We start from the raw sequence: 19,053 nt of genomic DNA, 5'->3' as shown, positions 1-19,053 counted from the left end.
AGGAATCATTCATGAAAAAACAGTGGAGTACGATTAAAGAAGGTATCATTCAAAGGAAAAAGGTAATCATGACAGTGTCCATAGCGTCCGTATTGCTTTTCGGCGGTGCTGCTGGAACGGCGGTATATGCAGTCAATAAGGGGAACCTTTCCGAGGATGAGGCTATCAAAATGATTTCAGAAAAACTAGGCGGGGAAGTTACTCAATTTGAAAAGGATTGGGACCAGCCGATGACCTATGAAATGACCGTAAAAACGAAAGAAGGCTATCAAGACGTTGACGTTGATGCTGAAAAAGGAGAGATTCTTTCTCAGGAGATGGAAGACGGTGACGATGAGGATATGAGCACACAACAAGCCGTGGAAACTGCAAAGGTCAGCAGAGATCAAGCTGAAAAGATTGCCTTGAAAGCGGTGGATGGTCAAGTAACGGATATGGAGCTGGATTCAGAGAAGGGCACCCTTGTGTACGAGCTGGAAATAAAACAAGGACTAAAGGAATATGATGTAGTGGTGGATGCCACCACGGGAAAAGTATTGAAAAACCAATTGGATGATTAATCATATGTCATGTCGACAGTAATCCATGATATATGGAGATTGAAATGTATGAAAGGATTTGCCGGGAGGCAGATCCTTTTTTATTTGCCAGGGGAAGTGAAGCTTCCAAATCCTTAACAACATATTAGTTCCTGGCTGCAGCATTGTTGGGAGATGGGCTGTTTATACATATAAGAAGGAATTGAAAAGAAGAATCGCGAATAGGGGCATTAAGGAATCATATACAATGGAGGAAAGACAATGGGAAATTTGGAAAGGGCCCTGCACTTAAGGGAAAAGAAAGAATTCGAAAAATCCAATCGTATATTGATGGATCTGGCAAAGCAAAATCCCGGTGATGCAGTCATACAGTATCAGTGTGCCTGGAGTTTGGATATTCTCGGACTTGAGGTAAAGGCGGTGCCCTATTATGAAGCGGCACTCGAATTAGGTTTGCCGGAGGAGGATGCAAAAGGGGCCTACCTCGGGTTGGGGAGCACATATCGCACCATAGGGGAATATGAAAAATCAAGACGGACGTTGGAATCCGGACTGGCGAAGTTTCCTGGGGAGAAGGCTTTATTGGTATTCAGGGCCATGACATTTTATAATTTGGGCCAACATGATCTTGCGATGGAATCTCTTTTGAAGATCATTGCCGAAACCTCGAGGGATCAAGAAATACAATCTTATGCTAAGGCGATAGAATTTTATAGTGATAAACTGGATAAAGTTTTCACATAAAATCGTGCTCATCCCCAAACTATCCACAAACCTGTATAAAACCAGTCATTTTTACATAGCCGAAATGAATGAATCAACAAATTTGAGGGGGAAATTCTTGCTTTTGCCACTTTTACGGATAAATGAATGTGGATAACCTCGGATTGTGGATAACTTTCCGGTGTTATTCACTACTTTTCCACAGGTAATCCACATATTCACCTTTAATATGAAAAAACACTGGCGATTAAGTCTCCAGGAATTTTTTATTGTAATGACTTAAGGCTAAAAGGGGATAAATATAGCGATAGCTATGATAATGGATATACAAAAAATCCGCCATGCCCTGGCCTGCAGGATAGTCATTGGTCCAGCTTTCTTGTTGACCTGCACGGATGAGGTAGGCAATGCCTTTTTCAATCTCGGCTGTCGGCTTTTCTGATGCAGATATCAACGCATCCACAGCCCAGGCTGTATGTGTCAGTGTGCTTGTTCCGAGGGGGATATATCGTTGCTTGATATCACTGTAACAAGATTCACCCCAGCCGCCATCTTCATTTTGAATTTTCTTCAACCAAGTTAAGGCTTTTTGGATGGATGGATGTCCAGTGGCTTGCCCTGCTGCCTTCATGCCGGTCAGTGCAGACCATGTGCCATATAGATAGCAGATGCCCCAGCGCCCATACCAGGAGCCATCACGCTTCTGGTCTTCCAATAGCCAATCCACCGCTCTTTTACTGACTTCTTCCGGCTTTTTCATATTTGTATAGTTCCCCAGGAATTCCAGCGTCCTTCCTGTCAGATCAGCGGTGGAAGGGTCTGTCAGGAGATATTTCGAACCCTCTATAGGAAGAAGCTGCAGCCATTTATGGTCGTTATTCCGTTCGAAGGCTGGAAATCCACCATCATCATTTTGCATGGAAATCGTGAAGGCGACACCGCGCTGCCAGCTGTCCCGATTATCCGGTTTCGCTTGCAATTGCTTTGCCAGCGCCCGGAGTGAGGCGGTCGTATCATCGACATCCGGATTCATGGTATTCAAATCCGAGAACCCCCAGCCGCCAGGAATTGCATCAGGATTATGGATCAGCCAATCTCCATACATATAATGCTGGCGTGACAGTAAGTACTGATTGGCGGCCTTGACCGTTTTGTCTTTGAAAGGCATTCCCGCTTCTTGAAGGGCGTAGCTTATTAAGGAGGTATTCCAAACATGGGGCGTCGTGAACTGGATATGTGTGTGTCCCTCAATGGAGCAGGCCATCCCCTTCAGACCGGCAATGGCCTTTAGAATCACTGGATCTCTTTTCGAATATCCAATTGAAAGGAGGGCAAAGATCATGAAAAAGGTAGAGCCAAAATAATTGTACAGTGTCCCGTCTGGTTCCAGCCTATCAAGCATGAACCTTTTCGTTGAATCCAAGGCCAAGGAATGCAAATAATCCGGATAACCAATCAAGGTTTTGACGCCTGTTTGAAGTTTGGAGAAGAAGGAACGATATTCTTCGGTACGGTATTCTTCCCACACTTGCTCTTCGGAACTGTCCTCCCTTGTTTGGAATAAATCTTTTAAACTTGGCGTATCCGGGGTCGTGATCTGAAACTTTTTATGGCCCAGCAATAGCAATGGAATCATATTGACCCGCCCATAAACGGAAAGGTCATAAATGCTGACGAAAAAGGTCGGAGGCAGTAAGACCACTTCGAGTGGAATGGGGAATAGGCGCGGCCATTGATATTGTCCGGTGACAGTAAGCATCATTTTCGTTAACATTTTGGCCTGTTTGATGCCGCCCTTGGATAGAATGAATTGTTTGGCTTTCCTCATATGTGGATGATTCTTATTGCGGAGTCCGCTAAAAAGAAGGCCATAGTAAGCCTCGATCGTAACCGTAACATTGCCGTCCTTCTCATCTTGGAATAGTTTCCATGACCCGTTTTCCGTTTGCTTGCTTTCGATTCTTTTTACTAAAGCCTCTATAAGAGGAGTATCTTCCATCTCTAGAATTTTCAATAATATGATCATATAGGCATCTGCTGTTATCCCGGTGTCAAACGGATAATTCCACGAACCATCAGCGGATTGGTCTTGTTTCAAGCGATGAACAAGGCGATTGATTTCCGATTGTACATGTTGGTTCAATGACTTTCCTCCTCTAAAAACACATTTCCGTTTATATGTATATTCAAAACTTGTCGTTGCATTCAAGAAATCAGGTCAGGCGCATCGTCCCACAAGAATAAAGGAGGGGGGAACTAAAAACGCTTTGGCAATGAAAGCTGCCAAAGCGTCATTTGGATCCTATCAGTAGTTCGGTTTGATTCAAAGAAGGTATGCTTTTAAATCACCTAACCCGAATTATGCGAGGAATTCGGGTTAGGTATATTGCTACCAGATATACTGATTTTCTTCTACTCGAGTTCTTATGTTCATAAACAAGGACATTCATCAATACCATATGGATAGATCAATTCCGGTTCTATACCTAAATTTCCATAAAAATGCTGTTCTATAAAATGTTTAATATTTATTAATTCTGAAGGGGTGGGAAAGGACGATACTTGAATGGTAGGGATGTGCTCAATTAGCATATGTGTATGATCACCAATATCGGTAGAAATGAGCAGATCAAACTCCTCATATTTGAAGAGCAAATCAATACTGGATGGATCCAATGTTGAGATAGCCACTTTATTACCAAAGTGATATTTTAATACTTCCCTAATATAATCTTTTTCGTTATAAGTTCTGCACATTAATGCAACCTGTATTGTATGTTGATTCCATTTTCTCAAGACAACAGACTGTAGAAGTGAAAATATCTCTAAAACATCAAGTTTCTTAATCGTTAAAGGCACTGAAGAAAAACTTTCAATTGCCAGTTCCTCAATTACCTGGAAAATCGGATTTGTTTCAAAATATGGAAGGAACTGCAACATTGAATTTCCTGAACTTTCCGTTTCAAATTCAGTTTCAACTTGTATCCTTTTTAATGTTTGGGATAAATGAAATAAAAAAATATCATCTTGTGATAGATTAAAACCAACATATTTAGAAAGACATTTTAAAAATTTAACCAAGGGAAAACCTTTTTTACTCCTCATTCTTTTTTTAATATAATTAATGTACTGTGATCTATTTAATGGTCGTTCCTCACTCATGATATAAATAGAAAAGAAGAGAATTTCCTGTAGTTGAATATCTCTTGTCGGGCATTTGGCCATATATTTTACCAATTCTTTCGAGAGCTCAAAATATTTACTACCTTCGTAAGTATTTATTAGATTTTTAGGAAATGAGATATAATGCCCCATGGAGACACGAAAATTTGATATAAATAAAATCATTGTTAATCGCTGTAAGGCACCTGTTCTGCAAGACATTGAATATTTTGAAAACAGCTGTAATAAATCTGTTTGAAATTTTATCGTATCGATTGAATCATCTTTAATGGTATTGGCTTCAACTGACATAAAGTCCAAATATTGCATGATGAATCTTCTAATCTTTTTTTCATCCCCTATGACTTTAAAGGGGCTTGCAGTTAATGTAACACCTGCCTCACTTACAACCTCTTGTAATTTTTCAAGGTGACGGTATGCAGTGGAACGACTAATATAAACCGCTTGGGATATCTGGGGAATATCAACACCATCGTTCAAAAGAATTAACTTTAATGTGTGTAAATAGGAATTCTTTTCTCTTATTTGTGTTAATAAACTTTCTAATGTACCATTTTCAGGTTTAATTAGACGAACTCCAAGGTTTTCATTTTTTTTCAAAATCCATCCGTCAGGGAAAATAGACTCCAGGATTTCTAAATCACGCCAAATAGTACTTCTTGAATACTCTGTTTTCTCGGATAATTCAGCTATACTAATCCATTTGTTACTATTAAGTAAATGAAAGATCAAGTCTGAATAACGTTTATAAAATCGATTCATATTACCACCTATTTCGTAATCGATCATAGTCTATTCCTAAACCTAAGACTACAAAAGGATTCTCATTTTATTTTCCCTGTTTAAGGAATTTACATTATTAACTTAGAATATTTACATCGATCTCTATTGATAGTAACTAAGTCCCGTTTTTTTAATAATACCTTTTCTCCTTGGTGAATATTCAGAAAATTATAAAAAAATGTCCCGCTTTTGGCTCACACCCCGTTATTTAAGGTATTATTCTTTCTGACTAAAAAACTTAGAATAATCCCCAACTTTTAAGAAGATGGTGATCATGACTGAATGTGTAGCAAAAAGCACTTACATAAAGTAAGTGCTCAAATAGTCTTTTCTTTTTTTGTGGCCTGCTAAAGAGTAGGCAGGTGATTGTTACATTATTTCAACCATTAACTTTCGTAGTTAAAAGTCCTGATCTATTATTAAATTTTGACCCAGTTATTTTTAATCGCATGGATAACTGCTTCAGTACGGTCATTTACTTTTACTTTTTGGAGTATTCTGCTGACATGACTTCTTACAGTCTTTTCACTAATGAAAAGTGCTTCACCGATCTGGGAATTGCTTTTTCCATCTGTAAGCAATTGAAGGACTTCACATTCGCGATTCGTTAACAGGTGGAGAGGGCGACAAAGCTTAAGAGATTGCTCAAAAGCTTCATCTTCTCTTAAGTGTTTTTCAGCTAATTTTCGATATTCATTTAGGATATTGTTGATTACCTTTGGATGCAAATAAGAACCGCCCTCCGCAACAAGATGAACAGCATCAATAAGTTCACTTGCGCTCATCTCTTTAAGCAGATAACCTATTGCACCGCTTTGAAGTGCTTCGGTTACATAATGTTCATCTTCACTTATGGATAAGATCATTACTTTTGTATTGGGGTTATTTTCGATTAGCTTGCGTGTTGCTTCGAGTCCATTCATTAGTGGCATACTGATATCGATTATGAAAACGTCTGGCTTATATTCTTTTTCAATAGAAGCTACTTCGATACCATCTACACCTTCGGCAATAACTTGAAAAGATTTTTCAATTTCAAGGATTCGTTTAAACCCTTCTCGGAAAAGTTGATGATCATCTATAATCGCAATTGTGGTAGTCATTTAGGCAGCTCCTCCTACCCTTCTAATTTTCTATATTATTAAAACGTTTATTAAAACTATTCGTAACAATGAAATGAAGCAAGTATACGGATTGTCCTACGTATTAATTGGATGGAACCTATTCAGTTCATATCATTTCTTCAAGTTACGATTTAACCGAATAATTCCCTCTATATTATTATGGGGCATCAATTAGATTCCAATTAATTTTCCCGGTATAATTACCTATATAAACAAAAGGATCAATTTTTAGCAGTATACCCTTATCCGATTCCCAGTTAATCGATATATTTTGTTCATCCTGTGTAATCATTTCATAAACATTCGTCTCAGCTCCAAGCGCCATTGTTGTTTCAATTCCATCCTCATTAACAAACTTTAATGCATCCCTCAAAAAATGCCCTTGACTATCAGAGAATTCCTCCATTAATGTTGCTGTGAGACGCCATGAACTTCCCAATCCACGGGTATCTTTCACAAGAATCTCCCAATCATCATTTCTTTTTGAATAGGTTGGTTGATTTGGTACTTTCATATTTTCAAAACTAACATTTTCAGTTACACTCATGAAACTTAATTTTCCCGTTACATTGACGTTCACTACTTCAATATTTGATTTTCGACCCGTATCATCTACAGCATAAACTGAAACTTGATGCATGCCTAAAGACAATTGATCTGCCGGAATGCTGTATTGATAGTTAATGTCCTCACCTTTGTTAGTAGAATTTGATACATTAGAAGCAAATTTTACAGGGGTATTACTGTCCACTGCATAATATAAATCAACTAGATTACTATCAAGGTCGTTCCAACTGCCACTCATCGTATACTCAGTGCCAAAATCAACAGGAATTTCCCGATTAGCATCCGTTAACGTAATAGCTGGAGGACTTTCAACAATGATTTTCAACTTAGCGGAAACTGAATAAGCGCCTTTACCATCTCTTGCTGTGACTTGAAGATTATTTTCTCCTAATTTTAACTGATCCGATGTTATAAGATAGCTCCAATCTACCGGTTCAGTAGAACCTCCATTGTCTAGCACTTCGGTTTTTAGCAACTCGCCATTTAAGTCATAATACAAGGTATTTGTGGAATCATCAGAATCTTTCCAAGTTCCTTTTGCTTGATAATCTTCACCAACAGCTAAATGAATGGGGCCTTTTTCATTTATGGTCACTTCAGGTACATTGTTAGCTTGTATGACATAATCTACTGGATTCGTATTCGTTATATAGTTACTCCCCTCAAACTTAACTGTCTCAGTAACTGGCGTATTTACCTTTACTTGATTGACTTTCACTTTAAAGGAAATGGTCACATCGTTCCGATTGGTATTCATATTAGGAATACTAGCTGCTAAAGATTGTCCCGTCCAAAAACCATCTTCCAATTCTCCTGAGCCGTCCCCTGATGATATTGCCATTGAGCCAGGAACATAGGAAACATGATCATTTAAAAAAGTCTTTACTATAATATCGGTCCAATCCTGTTTGCCGGAAAGATACTTCGCGTTTATCGTATAGGTTAGTTCCTCACCATTATTGGCCAGGGCACCATTGTCAACAACAGCACCATCTTTTCTCGTAATTGTTTCTTTCACTTCTGCATTTACTAGCCCTGGTACTTCTTCAAATGCAACACGATTGTTCTGATATCTAGATCCTGTTGAACCAGTAAAACCCCAATAGACTTGATCTGCACCAAAAATATCTTGTACATTTATTGGGATACTAACAGACGATAGACCTTCTAATTGATACGTAAGTGTTGAAGTTGTTGCATTCCAATTAATGGTGAATTTACGCCAGGTATCATTCGATAAATTGCCAGGATATTGAGCACCATTATTTGGACCATCAATGTTATTATGTTTCATCGTTCTTCTATACTGAAAACTTGTGTAGTAATCGATATAAGTTTCAGCTTGACCTGGGTAGCTCCAAGCAACATGGGCCCCTTTGGTTGTATTTGTATCAAAATAACCATCGTTCACATTATTGTTTATAAAGGTATCAAACTCAACAGCAAAGCTTTTTTGAATGCCATCCGTTTTGGATGACCCATGTGTCTGTCCAGCATAAACTCCAAGACCCGAACCACTGTGAGGTGATATGGCATTTGTGCCTCTTGAGTCATTATGCATAACAAAGGCCATACCATCTGCTGCGTTAGCTCCGCGATTCCCGAAATAGATATACATTGACGCTTTAAAATCTTTTGTTAAGTCCATTTTATTAGCTTCAGTCGACCAGATACCACCCTTTTGATTAGCGGTATCAGGGGTTACTTGAACGATATTACCTCCTATAACGGAACTATTTGAACCGGTAGCGGGAGTAACGAATATACCAGTCAAATCAATTTTAAATGGAGGATTTCCGTTATTTGCTGCTTTAACATGTGCAGGGGCCAACCAACCGGGACTTGGTAGAATTAACCCCATTACTAACATCACGGAAAGGGCAGCACGAGGAAATTTCCTGTTACTCTTCTTCATTGTCTTCCCCTCTTTTTTTCTTTTTCAGCAAGATAATGATAATGATGATTAATGATAAAATAAACACAGCTAGTCCTATGAAAAGGAACGTATAATCTTTTTCTACTTCAATTGATGTTTTATTTATCGCTTTTGCATCTGCACCTTTAATTTCAAACATTTTATCAAATTTCCATGTTTGATTACCGTCTGTAATTGTTAAATATAGATGGTATTTACCTGGTTCCAGCTTTTGATTATCCCAGGTAATAGGAAAGTCAAAATTAGAATTCGGTGCCATGGATAACTTACTTTTCTTCGTTGAGTGGAGCTTCTCTTTTTTTCCTTCCCTCGTAATACGTGCATTTACATCCAAGTTATTTATTATGACAGCTTCGGTATTTTGTAAATTCGCAGTAACAACCGTACGATAGTTCATCAACCCTGCTTGAACTTCATTTAACTTTAGTTTCGGCTTCACAACTTCATCCGTTCCGGTTAATTTCACGCCAATCACATACGAAAATTCATTTTTGATTTGAACTTTATTATTTTTTTTCTTTTTTTCCTCTTTATTTACTTCGTGAACATAGAATCCACCCAGAATAATTCCATCAAATGACTCTTTGGGCATTTGAATAGTAAAGGGCACTTTCTTTGTTTCTTTTCCTTTTATTACAATTTCTTGCTTTGGAGATATCAAATCAGAAAAAGCATATTTTAATGAGCTGTCTTTTTTGTGTCCATGTTTGCTATAGTCGATCACTCCATTTTGATTGGTAATAGCTGAATTGGGTTCGATCATTATCTTTTTTTCTTCACTAGAAGTGTTTTTAACGGTTAAAGATATTGTTTGTTTTGAACCTGGAGACATCTTCAAGTCAAAATAGGTAAGCTTTTTATTAATTTGGTTTTTGGGGATATTGGCTTTTACTGAATACTCCATAGTACCAGCAAAGGCCACTTCATTAGTGGAAACAAACCCCAATCCAGTCAATAATATTAAAACCATAATGGATAACATATTTTTCATTTTTTCTATCCCTCACATCTCTAATTTCATGATGTTATTTTTCAAAAAAAACTTGGCTAAAATAATTAATTAAGCCAAGTTTCTTTAATTTGAATTTATTTCGGTGCGTCAGATAATTCCCATGTCATAGTAGCCGTATAGTTTTGAGCATCAGCGGATCCCGCCAAAACATTTAATTGTACGTTACTATTATCGCCTTCGGTACCTGAAAAAACATCTAGCCATGTTCCGCGACCTGCATCTACTTCAGCTAACATAAGTACTTTGGAATCTGAATTATCAAAAACAACATCATTAGCAGTTGGTGGTGTGGAAACATTACTGGTTTGTGATTTCACTTGTCCATTTTTGAATGATAAAATAGCTCCTCTTAAGACTTCTCCAGAATCGCTTTTAAATTCTGAAGCCTTTGCCGTCAAAGACCATCCTTCCCCCGTTCCGCGTTTATCTGAAACTTGTACAAAGGGATCCTTATTTTTAGCATGATAAGTCGTGTTTCCGCTCATGATTTTTTGTGTTCCAAATTGGATATTTGAGACATGGTCCAGAGTTAAAGCCCCAGCATTTCCAGTACCACCATTGCCTGGATCTTCCGGATCAATTGGACTTGGTGGATTAGGATTGTCCGGATTTGTAGGATCTACTGGATTAGTCGGTCCCTCATCTGCAATAAAGCCAATATAATTATTAGAAGTTGCATCATTTATGACAGCCGCCTCTGCTGAACTTGTTGAAAGAAGTGTTCCGGCCAAAATAATGCTGCCTACTGCTGATAGACTAAATGCTTTCATTTTTCTAATCTCCTATTTCGTTTATTTATTATTGTGGAGCGTCCACTAGACTCCAAGTTAAAGTCGATACATAATCCCCTGCTAAGTTTCCTGATGGAACAGAAATTTTAATTCTGCTTGGATCAAATTTATCTACCCAAGTCCCTAATCCTGTGTTCATATCAGCTCTCATAAGGATTTGGGGATTAGTTGTTCCACTATCCGTACCTAATTGTACTTCCCTTAGTTCAGGTGGTGGAGAAACATTTCCTGGATTCGTCTCAGCAGCGCCGATTGGTAATGTAACAATTGCACCTTTTAAAATTTTAGTGCCATCTGTTTGATCCATAAATGGTGAAGTTGCAACTTGCAAAGCCCAACCAACACCTGTACCACGCTTATCGGTTACTTGTGCGTTAGGATCTATGGATGTAGTTGTATATTCTACGGCACCACTCGCTAATTGGTGGGTATCAAATTCTAAAGGTGAAACATTATCAATCGTTAATGAACCTTCGTTACCTGTTTCACCACCTGGTTCACTTGGGAAAATTGGATCGGTTGGTCCTGTAGTTTCGTCTCCTGGTGTTATCATAATATGACCATGAGAAGTTGCTCCAAGGCCATCTGTACTTCCTGTCACTGCATTGGGATCGATTGCTGCCAATGTAGGTGTTGCGAATAACAGTAATGCTGCTGAGGACATTAGTCCTTTAATTAAGGCTTTTTTGATACTCATTTTGTATTTCCCCTTTTAAATTTTAATGTATGTTGAACATGACCACGCCTTTGAGTTGGATGAAAAACCCAGTGCTTCGATAAAACACTGTTACCAATTCTACTAATAACTCCTCGTTTTCCCGTTGTTTTTCCCTCCTTGCAGTTATTTATGTTCAATGAGGAAATGAGTAGTCTGTAGGATAAAAGGAATGTCATGTGTTAATTACATTTTATAAAATAAATCGTTAGATCTAATTTCAAAAATGGGTTGTGAGACTTCGTATAAGAAATTAGACCTACTGATATTTACTTTGAATGACTTAGGACTGTTGTGATTTTTCGGGTTATATAAATTTAACGCTAGAAGGCTAAAGAGGGAATAAGAAGTATAATTCACTTATTTAAATGAAATTTAGAATGATCATGATAAGAATGAAATTATTGTTTCAAAAAAGTTATATTTCAAGAGGAGGAAACACTATTAGAAGTTACGAAAAGGGGATTTGACATTAATAAATAGTTTCGAAAAACGGCATATACTCTAGTCTAAATAAATTTATTGGGCTGTTTTTGTAAACGGAAATTTGTTGAAGTTGTTTTTGATGAGTTTTCGCTTGTTTTTGAAAGAGTTAAATGGATGCCTTATGAGAATGTTGAACAGGACTATAAAACGAAGGTTTTGAGATCATACTTGTCTGGTCAGGAGCAACACGAAAGATTTGCAGAAGATACAGCTGAAGGGGGGGAGGGGGAGACACTTTTCCAATTAGCATAAGACTAATCGGAAAAAAGTACATAAGAGGACAATTGCTTTGGGACAAACTATCTTTAAAAATATATCTAATATGAAGTAGTATGCTCCAATAAAGAAATACTATAGGTATTTTCATGTCTTATACTTATTTCCACATACCCTCGACCCCTTATTTTTTTAGGTAAGTTTGACCGATTATTTTCGGCGGAACTTACCTATTTCTTTTAGAGGTTTTTAACTATGTGGGATGATGGGCAAATAGAAACTTAACCAAAACTTCTCTACAGTTAAGATCATATATGTAAATTCTTTTTTGGGGTCTTGCCATAAAAACAGATGGATTTTTGGATTAGGTAATTCAATTATACTTCCTTTACAAAAAAATACGTCCCAATTTTAATTTGTTTGGTTTCAACAAAGATATATTGTCTGAATTTTGAAGGGGTACTCTTTAAGAAGTGATAAATTTAATTGATGTATTATTTACTAACATTTAATAAATAATACTCAATTATTCTATCTACTTCATATTTAGATTATTAATAAGGAGAGTACGGAATGATAGAAACTACACAAGAATTAATATGTAATTTATATAAGCACTGTAAAGTGACAACTTGCCATTCTTTTAGGGTGGGGAATGACTTATGTGGTTTCGGACGTTATTTGGGAATTGAAAATCAAGAATTTCTTTTTATTTTAGGAGCTCTTCATGATATTGGTAAATTAGAAATTCCTCAACAATTATTAAATAAAAAAGAAAGACTAACAGAACTCGAATATGATGAGATTATGCACCATACAGTTTACGGAGCACAAATAGTACAAAGCATCCCCCAATTCCCATCAGAGTTTTCAGATGTAATCTTATTTCATCATGAAAATTTTGATGGTTCTGGATATTACGGAAAGAAAGGAAAAAATATACCTCTTCTTTCTAGGATTATCAGAATTATTGATTCTTACGATACGATGTTATATGGACGTATTTATCAAAATCCAAAAGACCAATACCAAATAATTCAAGAGATTAAATCTCTTAGTGACATTCATTACGATAAAGACTTGGCACTATCCTATACAAATTTCCATGAAACGAAGGCTTGCCAACTCCTACTATGATATTCCAATCAGCATATCAATGGTAAGGGAAGGAAATCTATTAATTAGAAGTAATCTCAATTGAAAGAAGTGTCAGCATGCGTGAAATTCAAAAAATATTAAAGAATCAATAAATCAGAATATATAAGAAAAAATTACTTAAAGACAATGGAGCCCTTCAGATGGAATGGCTTCAATTTAGAGGGGGGGAAGAAGTTAAGGTAAAACATAGGGAGCAAACAAAATTCCGGAATCTTTGGTCCGGGTGTTTCGAACAGGTTGCGAGGTCATTAAGGAAAGTTCCTTCCGTACGAATTGAAATCAGGAACAAGGGAGGAATTACCTTCACGGTCAATTAAAGTGGTGAAGTAGAAGGGGCATACGAACATACCTGATTAAAGAAAGGATTTCCTGATGAATCAGCTTCTCGTGTGTTTATTGATTACACTAGGGAATTTCACTATCTTAGCAAATATAATTTGATACTCATATTAACAAGCGAAATTAATTATTCTTTTCATTCCCTAGAGAGTAACTGAATGAAAAGCGCTTTACCCCTCCAATAGCAATACTTTCCCTTTATATATAGAACTAGTTTAAAAATGGGAAGGCTGATAGCGATGGAGCATACATATACGGTGAAATGGAAGGTATGGATTGTGGATTTTATAAGAATTTCGGGGGAGCATTTCATAGGATTGGTGAGATAGGTTAATTATTAAACAAAAGCAGAAGTATGATTAGAATTGACTTCGCTTTTGCAGCAATTGAAGTAGGTGAACAGGAAGTAACGACTAGATTAATATTCCATGGTAAAATTCGCAATCCTTTTAATAGATGTTCATCACCTGTATTCTATATAATTACAGGTGGAAAGTCATAATGATACAGATTAAGCTATTTGCTTAACCCGTATCATTTCAATTCATCATATAACTTATTTAAAAGATCCTGTGAATCTTCGCCACTCATTATCTGGCCGTTCACTTTCGCATAGGGGGTTTTCTTACAAAGTTTACACTCACTCAAACATTCATATTCCTTATATTGAATCCTTGGATTCTCTAAGAACTTACCATAATCGGCAATTGTTTGTTCATTAAGGAAGCGGTCAAGATTATTTTGGCAAAATTCAATCTGGATTTTCGCCTTTTTTGAGAACACTTTGGATAACAAGTTTTTCATCATATCGCTTCTTTCATTATAAGAGTAAATATTTGTTATTTTGATTTTATCACTTCCTGAAACGAAATGCATGGTTGGTTCATCCGAATTCATTACAATTGGACTATCGTGAGAATATCAAGTAATTCCCTTGTATATATTGACACATGTCCAAGAAATGATAGAATAAGAATGGATGATAATGAATCTCATTATCACAAATGGAAGATCCTTGTAACTATTGCAACTTAATGAGTCCCACTTCGATAGGTGACTTAATGATAGTCTTTATTCAAATATATTTAATTAAAAATATTATCGCTGTATTAAAGTGGGATAGGAAGAGTAGGAAATGTAGATGAAGATAAGATATTTAGTCATGGCGTTAATTGTTCTATCGTTTACGTCATTATTCATTGGTGTAAAGGATATTACCCCCCTGGATTTATTGAATCTAAGTGATGATAAAGTGCAAATCATGCTGCAAAGCCGTTTCCCTAGAATGGTGACCATAGTCATTGCCGGTATTGTGATGAGTATAAGCGGTCTAATCATGCAGCAATTGAGCCGCAATAAATTTGTGTCCCCGACGACTGCCGGTACCATGGACTCTGCAAGGCTGGGACTTCTTCTTTCCATTATCATTTTTCCATCGGCAGCACTTATTGAGAAAATGGCATTCGCTTTCATATTCGCTTTGGCAGGTACATTCTTGTTCATGAAAATTCTTGATCAAGTTAAATATAAGGATACGATCTTCATTCCATTGGTTGGTTTGATGTTTGGTAATATCGTAGGATCGATCTCGACTTTCTTTGCCTATAAATATGATTTGATTCAAAGCCTCAACACATGGATGAATGGTGATTTCTCGATGATCATGTCGGGAAGGTACGAACTTATATATCTGAGTATCCCGCTAGTCATTCTCGCATACTTCTTTGCCAATAAATTCACTGTGGCAGGGATGGGAGAGGAGTTTGCTATCAATCTAGGACTCAATTATAAGTTTATAGTCAATTTTGGATTGATCATCGTGGCATTATCCTCCACTGTCGTTTTGTTAACGGTGGGAACGATTCCTTTCATAGGATTGATCGTACCAAATATTGTATCCCTTTACCTTGGTGACAATTTGAAAAAGAGTCTTTCTCATACAGCCTTGCTAGGGGCAGTCTTCCTATTGGTCTGCGATATTCTGGGCAGGATCCTTATATATCCATTTGAAATCCCGATCGGACTCGTGGTTGGTGTGATAGGAAGCGCCGTATTTATCTATCTGATACTGAGGAGAAAGGCATATGAATAATAAGAGTAGGATCATTGTATTGGCTGTTCTTGCAGCTGCTTTAACGGCAGGTTATATCTTTTGGGACCTTGGCCCGAATTGGGATTATGCACTTCCGAGAAGGGTCATAAAAATCATCGCCATCATCGTGGTAGGTTGTGCAATTGCTTTTTCAACAGTGATTTTCCAGACGGTCACGAATAATAAAATCCTGACGCCAAGCATTTTAGGGTTGGACTCCATGTATATGCTGATTCAAACGGGAGTGATTTTCATCTTCGGTTCAACGCATATCATGATCATGAATAAAAATCTCAATTTCCTGATTACACTTGCGGCCATGCTCATTTTTGCAAGCCTGCTGTTCAAGTTCATGTTCAAGAAAAACCGCAATATTTACTTCCTATTGCTGATCGGTATCATCTTCGGAACCTTATTCGGCAGCATGTCTTCATTCATGCAGGTATTGATTGACCCGAATGAATTCCAAATCATTCAAAATAAAATGTTCGCCAGCTTCAATAATGTCAACACGGACCTGTTAACCTTAGCTATTGTCCTCATGATTGCGGCAATGATATATTTCATGAGATTTTTGAAGTATTTAGATGTCATGTCCCTAGGGAGGGACCAAGCCATAAACTTGGGTGTGGATTATGATTTTGTCACGAAGCGGGTGTTAATCGTCGTTACGGTTTTAATTTCCATTTCGACTGCCTTGATCGGTCCGATCACGTTCCTCGGATTGCTTGTTGCAAATGTGGCTTATCAATTCATTAAGTCCTATCAGCATAAACATATCCTCCCGGGTGCAATGCTGATCAGTGTGATTGCCTTGGTCGGCGGCCAATTCATTGTAGAGAGGATCTTTACGTTTTCCACGACCTTAAGTGTCATCATCAACTTTGTCGGCGGTGTCTATTTCATCTATCTTCTATTAAAGGAGAATAAATCATGGTAGAAGTGAAAAATTTATTCAAAAAATATAATAATAAAACGGTTGTCGAGGATGTTTCCATTGAAATAATGAAAGGGAAAATCACATCCTTCATCGGTCCCAATGGAGCGGGTAAAAGTACCGTCCTTTCGATGATCAGCCGTCTCATTACCCGGGATTCAGGAGAAGTCCTTATCGAGGGTAAGGATATGGGGAAATTCAATAGCAATGAACTTGCGAAAAAGATTGCCATCTTAAAGCAGGCTAACCACATCAATATCCGTTTAACGATTCGTGAACTCGTAGCCTTTGGCCGTTTTCCTTATTCACAAGGAAAGCTGACGAAAGAGGATTGGAAATACGTCGATGAAGCGATTGAATATATGGAACTTGCTGACATGCAGGATAAGTTTCTTGACCAGCTTAGCGGCGGGCAGCAACAGCGGGCCTTCATTGCCATGGTCATTGCTCAGAACACGGAGTATGTGCTTCTTGATGAACCCCTGAACAATCTTGATATGAAGCATTCCGTCCAAATCATGAAGGTATTGAGGAGATTGGCCGATGAATTGGGGAAAACAGTCATCATCGTCATTCATGACATTAATTTTGCATCCTGTTATTCCGACTATATCGTCGCATTGAAGGATGGCAAGGTTGTTCATAATGGACCTACCGAACAGGTCATCAATTCCAACGTATTAAAGGAAATTTATGATATGGATATTGAAATCCAAAGTATCAATGACAATAAGATCTGTGTGTACTTCACATAAGGCAATTCCAAAATTGGTTTAAATTACTTCAGTATTCATAGCCGTCCAGAAGCCACCCCGTACGCTTCTTAGGCAGTTAAGAGTTGGCGGGCGCCCATGACTTTAACCGCCTCCTGTTCATCTGGCAGGAAAAGTGTTGAAGGTGAACTCTGTGATGGTGAGGATTCAATATGTAATTTTAAATAAAAAAATTTTTCGAGGTGACCATAATGATTAAGAAATTATCCTTACTGCTTTTGGTTGCAATGCTGGCTGTAGTGGCTGTAGCTTGTGGATCGGATAAGGAAAAGGAAGAATCAAGCACGAAAAAAGAAAGTGCTAAAAGCGAAGAAATTACGGTTAAGCACCAACTAGGCGAAACGAAAGTGAAAACAAACCCTGAAAAAGTCGTTGTATTCGATATGGGTACTCTTGATACTCTTGATAAATTAGGCGTGGAAGTAGCAGCCGTCCCTCATGATGGACTTCCGGAATACCTTTCTAAATATGAAGGTACAACTGAAAATGCCGGTGGATTAAAAGAGCCTGACTTCGAAAAAATCAACGAAATTGCTCCAGACCTCATCCTTATTTCTGGCCGTCAATCTGAAGCATATAAGGAATTAAGCAAAATTGCCCCTACTGTTTTTGTAGGTGTGGATACAACAAAGTATATGGAATCGTTTGAAGAAAACGTTACACTTTTGGGTAAAATCTTCGATAAAAAAGACGAAGCAGCTAAAGAATTGGCAAGTGTTGAAGAAAACATTAACGCTTTGAAAGAAAAAGCCCCGACTGACAAAACTGGTTTAATCGTTCTTTCCAGCGGCGGAAAAGTAAGTGCTTACGGACCTGATTCAAGATTTGGAATCATCCATGATGTATTCGGAGTACCTGCAGTGGATGATAAATTGGAAGTATCGACACATGGTCAAAGTATTTCTTTCGAATACATTGCTGAAAAAAATCCTGACTACCTATTCGTTGTAGATAGGGATGCGGTTGCAGGTGATGGAGCTGCAGCAAAAGAAACGATTGAAAATGACATTGTAAAAAATACAAAGGCATTTAAAGAAGGTAACATCATTTATCTAGACCCTAACTACTGGTACTTATCAGGCGGCGGTTTAGAATCTGTTGACGCCATGGTTAAAGAAGTTTCAGAAGGCATTAAGTAATTTAAATATGATTAAAGATAATCCTGTCCTCGATCGAGGGGCAGGATTTTTTATTTTTTATAATAAAGCTGGATGAAATAAATATACTAACAAAGAGGAAGAAAGGAATTCCTGTAAAACACAGGTAAGCTTATAATAAGGCGCCTACAACCCAATCAAGGGGGAATGGAAAGGACAAGGTCTATAATCCCGCCTGTTGCCATCGCGATGGCTTATATGGGCTGCAATCGTAAGAATATGACCCTCCAGCCAAAATGGAAAATTCAGTTTCTTCCTATTATATTGTCTTTTGCATCCTTTCCGGTACCAGGAGGGATTTGAAATCGTAATTTATGTAAATTTGGGAAATTTCATCTATTATGGATGATAAAAATAATATGATCTCCACTTCAAATTATCGGGGAGAATTCGGTGGATTAATATTTTTCAGGAAAAATTATTTGAAAAAAGCTGAATAAAAAAGCCGGAGGGGAATGATGTCGATACTTCGTGCAATCCATTTGTTACTTTATGGGATTTAAGGGTGGCAGGACGCAATAT

Annotated in this window: 15 protein-coding genes; 7 read left to right on the top strand and 8 right to left on the bottom strand. The window is 37.5% G+C overall.

What is annotated here, in order from left to right; translation table 11 throughout:
• The first annotated feature begins 11 nt into the window (after positions 1-11).
• Together NYE65_RS10865 and NYE65_RS10860 are read left to right on the top strand one after the other, a co-directional pair.
• On the top strand, positions 12-560 hold the full coding sequence (locus tag NYE65_RS10865; protein WP_328177743.1) for a PepSY domain-containing protein: 549 nt from the start codon (positions 12-14) through the stop codon (positions 558-560).
• Positions 561-800: 240 nt separating this feature from the next.
• Entirely contained in the window at positions 801-1,283 is a 483-nt protein-coding gene (locus NYE65_RS10860) for a tetratricopeptide repeat protein (protein WP_340860925.1), read from the top strand.
• Positions 1,284-1,509: 226 nt separating this feature from the next.
• Here the strand turns inward: NYE65_RS10860 and shc are convergent, their stop codons facing one another.
• The 7 genes from shc to NYE65_RS10825 form a co-directional block, all read right to left on the bottom strand.
• On the bottom strand, positions 1,510-3,405 hold the full coding sequence (gene shc / locus NYE65_RS10855; protein WP_340860924.1) for a squalene--hopene cyclase: 1,896 nt from the start codon (positions 3,403-3,405) through the stop codon (positions 1,510-1,512).
• Positions 3,406-3,692: 287 nt separating this feature from the next.
• Positions 3,693-5,234 carry a helix-turn-helix domain-containing protein gene (locus NYE65_RS10850; protein WP_340860923.1) on the bottom strand — a complete coding sequence of 514 codons (1,542 nt, stop codon included), beginning with the start codon at positions 5,232-5,234 and terminating at the stop codon, positions 3,693-3,695.
• A 413-nt stretch (positions 5,235-5,647) separates the two neighbouring features.
• On the bottom strand, positions 5,648-6,331 hold the full coding sequence (locus NYE65_RS10845) for a response regulator transcription factor (RefSeq protein ID WP_328109643.1): 684 nt from the start codon (positions 6,329-6,331) through the stop codon (positions 5,648-5,650).
• Between the two features lie 178 nt (positions 6,332-6,509).
• Complete coding sequence (locus NYE65_RS10840; protein ID WP_340860922.1) at positions 6,510-8,834, bottom strand: L-type lectin-domain containing protein; 2,325 nt, start codon at positions 8,832-8,834, stop codon at positions 6,510-6,512.
• Positions 8,821-9,846 (bottom strand): DUF916 and DUF3324 domain-containing protein, encoded by a 1,026-nt coding sequence (locus NYE65_RS10835; RefSeq protein WP_328177749.1) that lies wholly within the window; start codon positions 9,844-9,846, stop codon positions 8,821-8,823. The genes NYE65_RS10840 and NYE65_RS10835 overlap by 14 nt, the downstream gene beginning before the upstream one ends.
• Positions 9,847-9,941: 95 nt before the next feature.
• On the bottom strand, positions 9,942-10,637 hold the full coding sequence (locus NYE65_RS10830) for a WxL domain-containing protein (protein WP_098185526.1): 696 nt from the start codon (positions 10,635-10,637) through the stop codon (positions 9,942-9,944).
• Positions 10,638-10,665: 28 nt separating this feature from the next.
• A complete protein-coding gene (locus tag NYE65_RS10825) occupies positions 10,666-11,355 on the bottom strand; it encodes a WxL domain-containing protein (protein ID WP_328177751.1) in 690 nt (229 codons plus the stop codon).
• A 1,293-nt stretch (positions 11,356-12,648) separates the two neighbouring features.
• Between NYE65_RS10825 and NYE65_RS10820 the strand changes: the two genes are divergently transcribed.
• Complete coding sequence (locus NYE65_RS10820) at positions 12,649-13,212, top strand: HD-GYP domain-containing protein (protein WP_340860921.1); 564 nt, start codon at positions 12,649-12,651, stop codon at positions 13,210-13,212.
• An 894-nt stretch (positions 13,213-14,106) separates the two neighbouring features.
• On the opposite strand, the gene NYE65_RS10815 is transcribed toward NYE65_RS10820, so the two are convergent.
• Entirely contained in the window at positions 14,107-14,376 is a 270-nt protein-coding gene (locus tag NYE65_RS10815; RefSeq protein ID WP_048688275.1) for a DUF1450 domain-containing protein, read from the bottom strand.
• A gap of 337 nt (positions 14,377-14,713) precedes the next feature.
• Here NYE65_RS10815 and NYE65_RS10810 point away from each other — a divergent pair, with 337 nt between their 5' ends.
• The 4 genes from NYE65_RS10810 to NYE65_RS10795 all read left to right on the top strand — a co-directional run bounded on the left by NYE65_RS10810 (position 14,714) and on the right by NYE65_RS10795 (position 18,513).
• A complete protein-coding gene (locus NYE65_RS10810) occupies positions 14,714-15,664 on the top strand; it encodes an ABC transporter permease (RefSeq protein WP_340860920.1) in 951 nt (316 codons plus the stop codon).
• The gene (locus tag NYE65_RS10805) at positions 15,657-16,604 is read left to right on the top strand and encodes an iron chelate uptake ABC transporter family permease subunit (protein WP_340860919.1); all 948 of its coding nucleotides are present in this window, start codon (positions 15,657-15,659) and stop codon (positions 16,602-16,604) included. Before NYE65_RS10810 ends, NYE65_RS10805 begins: the two co-directional genes overlap by 8 nt.
• A complete protein-coding gene (locus tag NYE65_RS10800) occupies positions 16,598-17,356 on the top strand; it encodes an iron ABC transporter ATP-binding protein (RefSeq protein WP_034310071.1) in 759 nt (252 codons plus the stop codon). Before NYE65_RS10805 ends, NYE65_RS10800 begins: the two co-directional genes overlap by 7 nt.
• Before the next feature lie 212 nt (positions 17,357-17,568).
• A complete protein-coding gene (locus NYE65_RS10795; protein WP_412762734.1) occupies positions 17,569-18,513 on the top strand; it encodes a siderophore ABC transporter substrate-binding protein in 945 nt (314 codons plus the stop codon).
• Positions 18,514-19,053: the final 540 nt, after the last annotated feature.

The organism is Peribacillus sp. FSL R5-0717, assembly GCF_038002945.1.
In the GTDB taxonomy this organism is placed as follows: Bacteria; Bacillota; Bacilli; order Bacillales; family DSM-1321; genus Peribacillus; species Peribacillus frigoritolerans.
This window is presented reverse-complemented; position numbering and strand designations above follow the sequence as displayed.

Coding starts and splice junctions, on each gene's coding strand:
- NYE65_RS10865 (WP_328177743.1), top strand. CDS start 12: ATGAAAAAACAGTGGAGTACGATTAAAGAAGGTATCATTCAAAGGAAA.
- NYE65_RS10860 (WP_340860925.1), top strand. CDS start 801: ATGGGAAATTTGGAAAGGGCCCTGCACTTAAGGGAAAAGAAAGAATTC.
- NYE65_RS10850 (WP_340860923.1), bottom strand. CDS start 5,234: ATGATCGATTACGAAATAGGTGGTAATATGAATCGATTTTATAAACGT.
- NYE65_RS10845 (WP_328109643.1), bottom strand. CDS start 6,331: ATGACTACCACAATTGCGATTATAGATGATCATCAACTTTTCCGAGAA.
- NYE65_RS10840 (WP_340860922.1), bottom strand. CDS start 8,834: ATGAAGAAGAGTAACAGGAAATTTCCTCGTGCTGCCCTTTCCGTGATG.
- NYE65_RS10835 (WP_328177749.1), bottom strand. CDS start 9,846: ATGAAAAATATGTTATCCATTATGGTTTTAATATTATTGACTGGATTG.
- NYE65_RS10830 (WP_098185526.1), bottom strand. CDS start 10,637: ATGAAAGCATTTAGTCTATCAGCAGTAGGCAGCATTATTTTGGCCGGA.
- NYE65_RS10825 (WP_328177751.1), bottom strand. CDS start 11,355: ATGAGTATCAAAAAAGCCTTAATTAAAGGACTAATGTCCTCAGCAGCA.
- NYE65_RS10820 (WP_340860921.1), top strand. CDS start 12,649: ATGATAGAAACTACACAAGAATTAATATGTAATTTATATAAGCACTGT.
- NYE65_RS10815 (WP_048688275.1), bottom strand. CDS start 14,376: ATGAAAAACTTGTTATCCAAAGTGTTCTCAAAAAAGGCGAAAATCCAG.
- NYE65_RS10810 (WP_340860920.1), top strand. CDS start 14,714: ATGAAGATAAGATATTTAGTCATGGCGTTAATTGTTCTATCGTTTACG.
- NYE65_RS10805 (WP_340860919.1), top strand. CDS start 15,657: ATGAATAATAAGAGTAGGATCATTGTATTGGCTGTTCTTGCAGCTGCT.
- NYE65_RS10800 (WP_034310071.1), top strand. CDS start 16,598: ATGGTAGAAGTGAAAAATTTATTCAAAAAATATAATAATAAAACGGTT.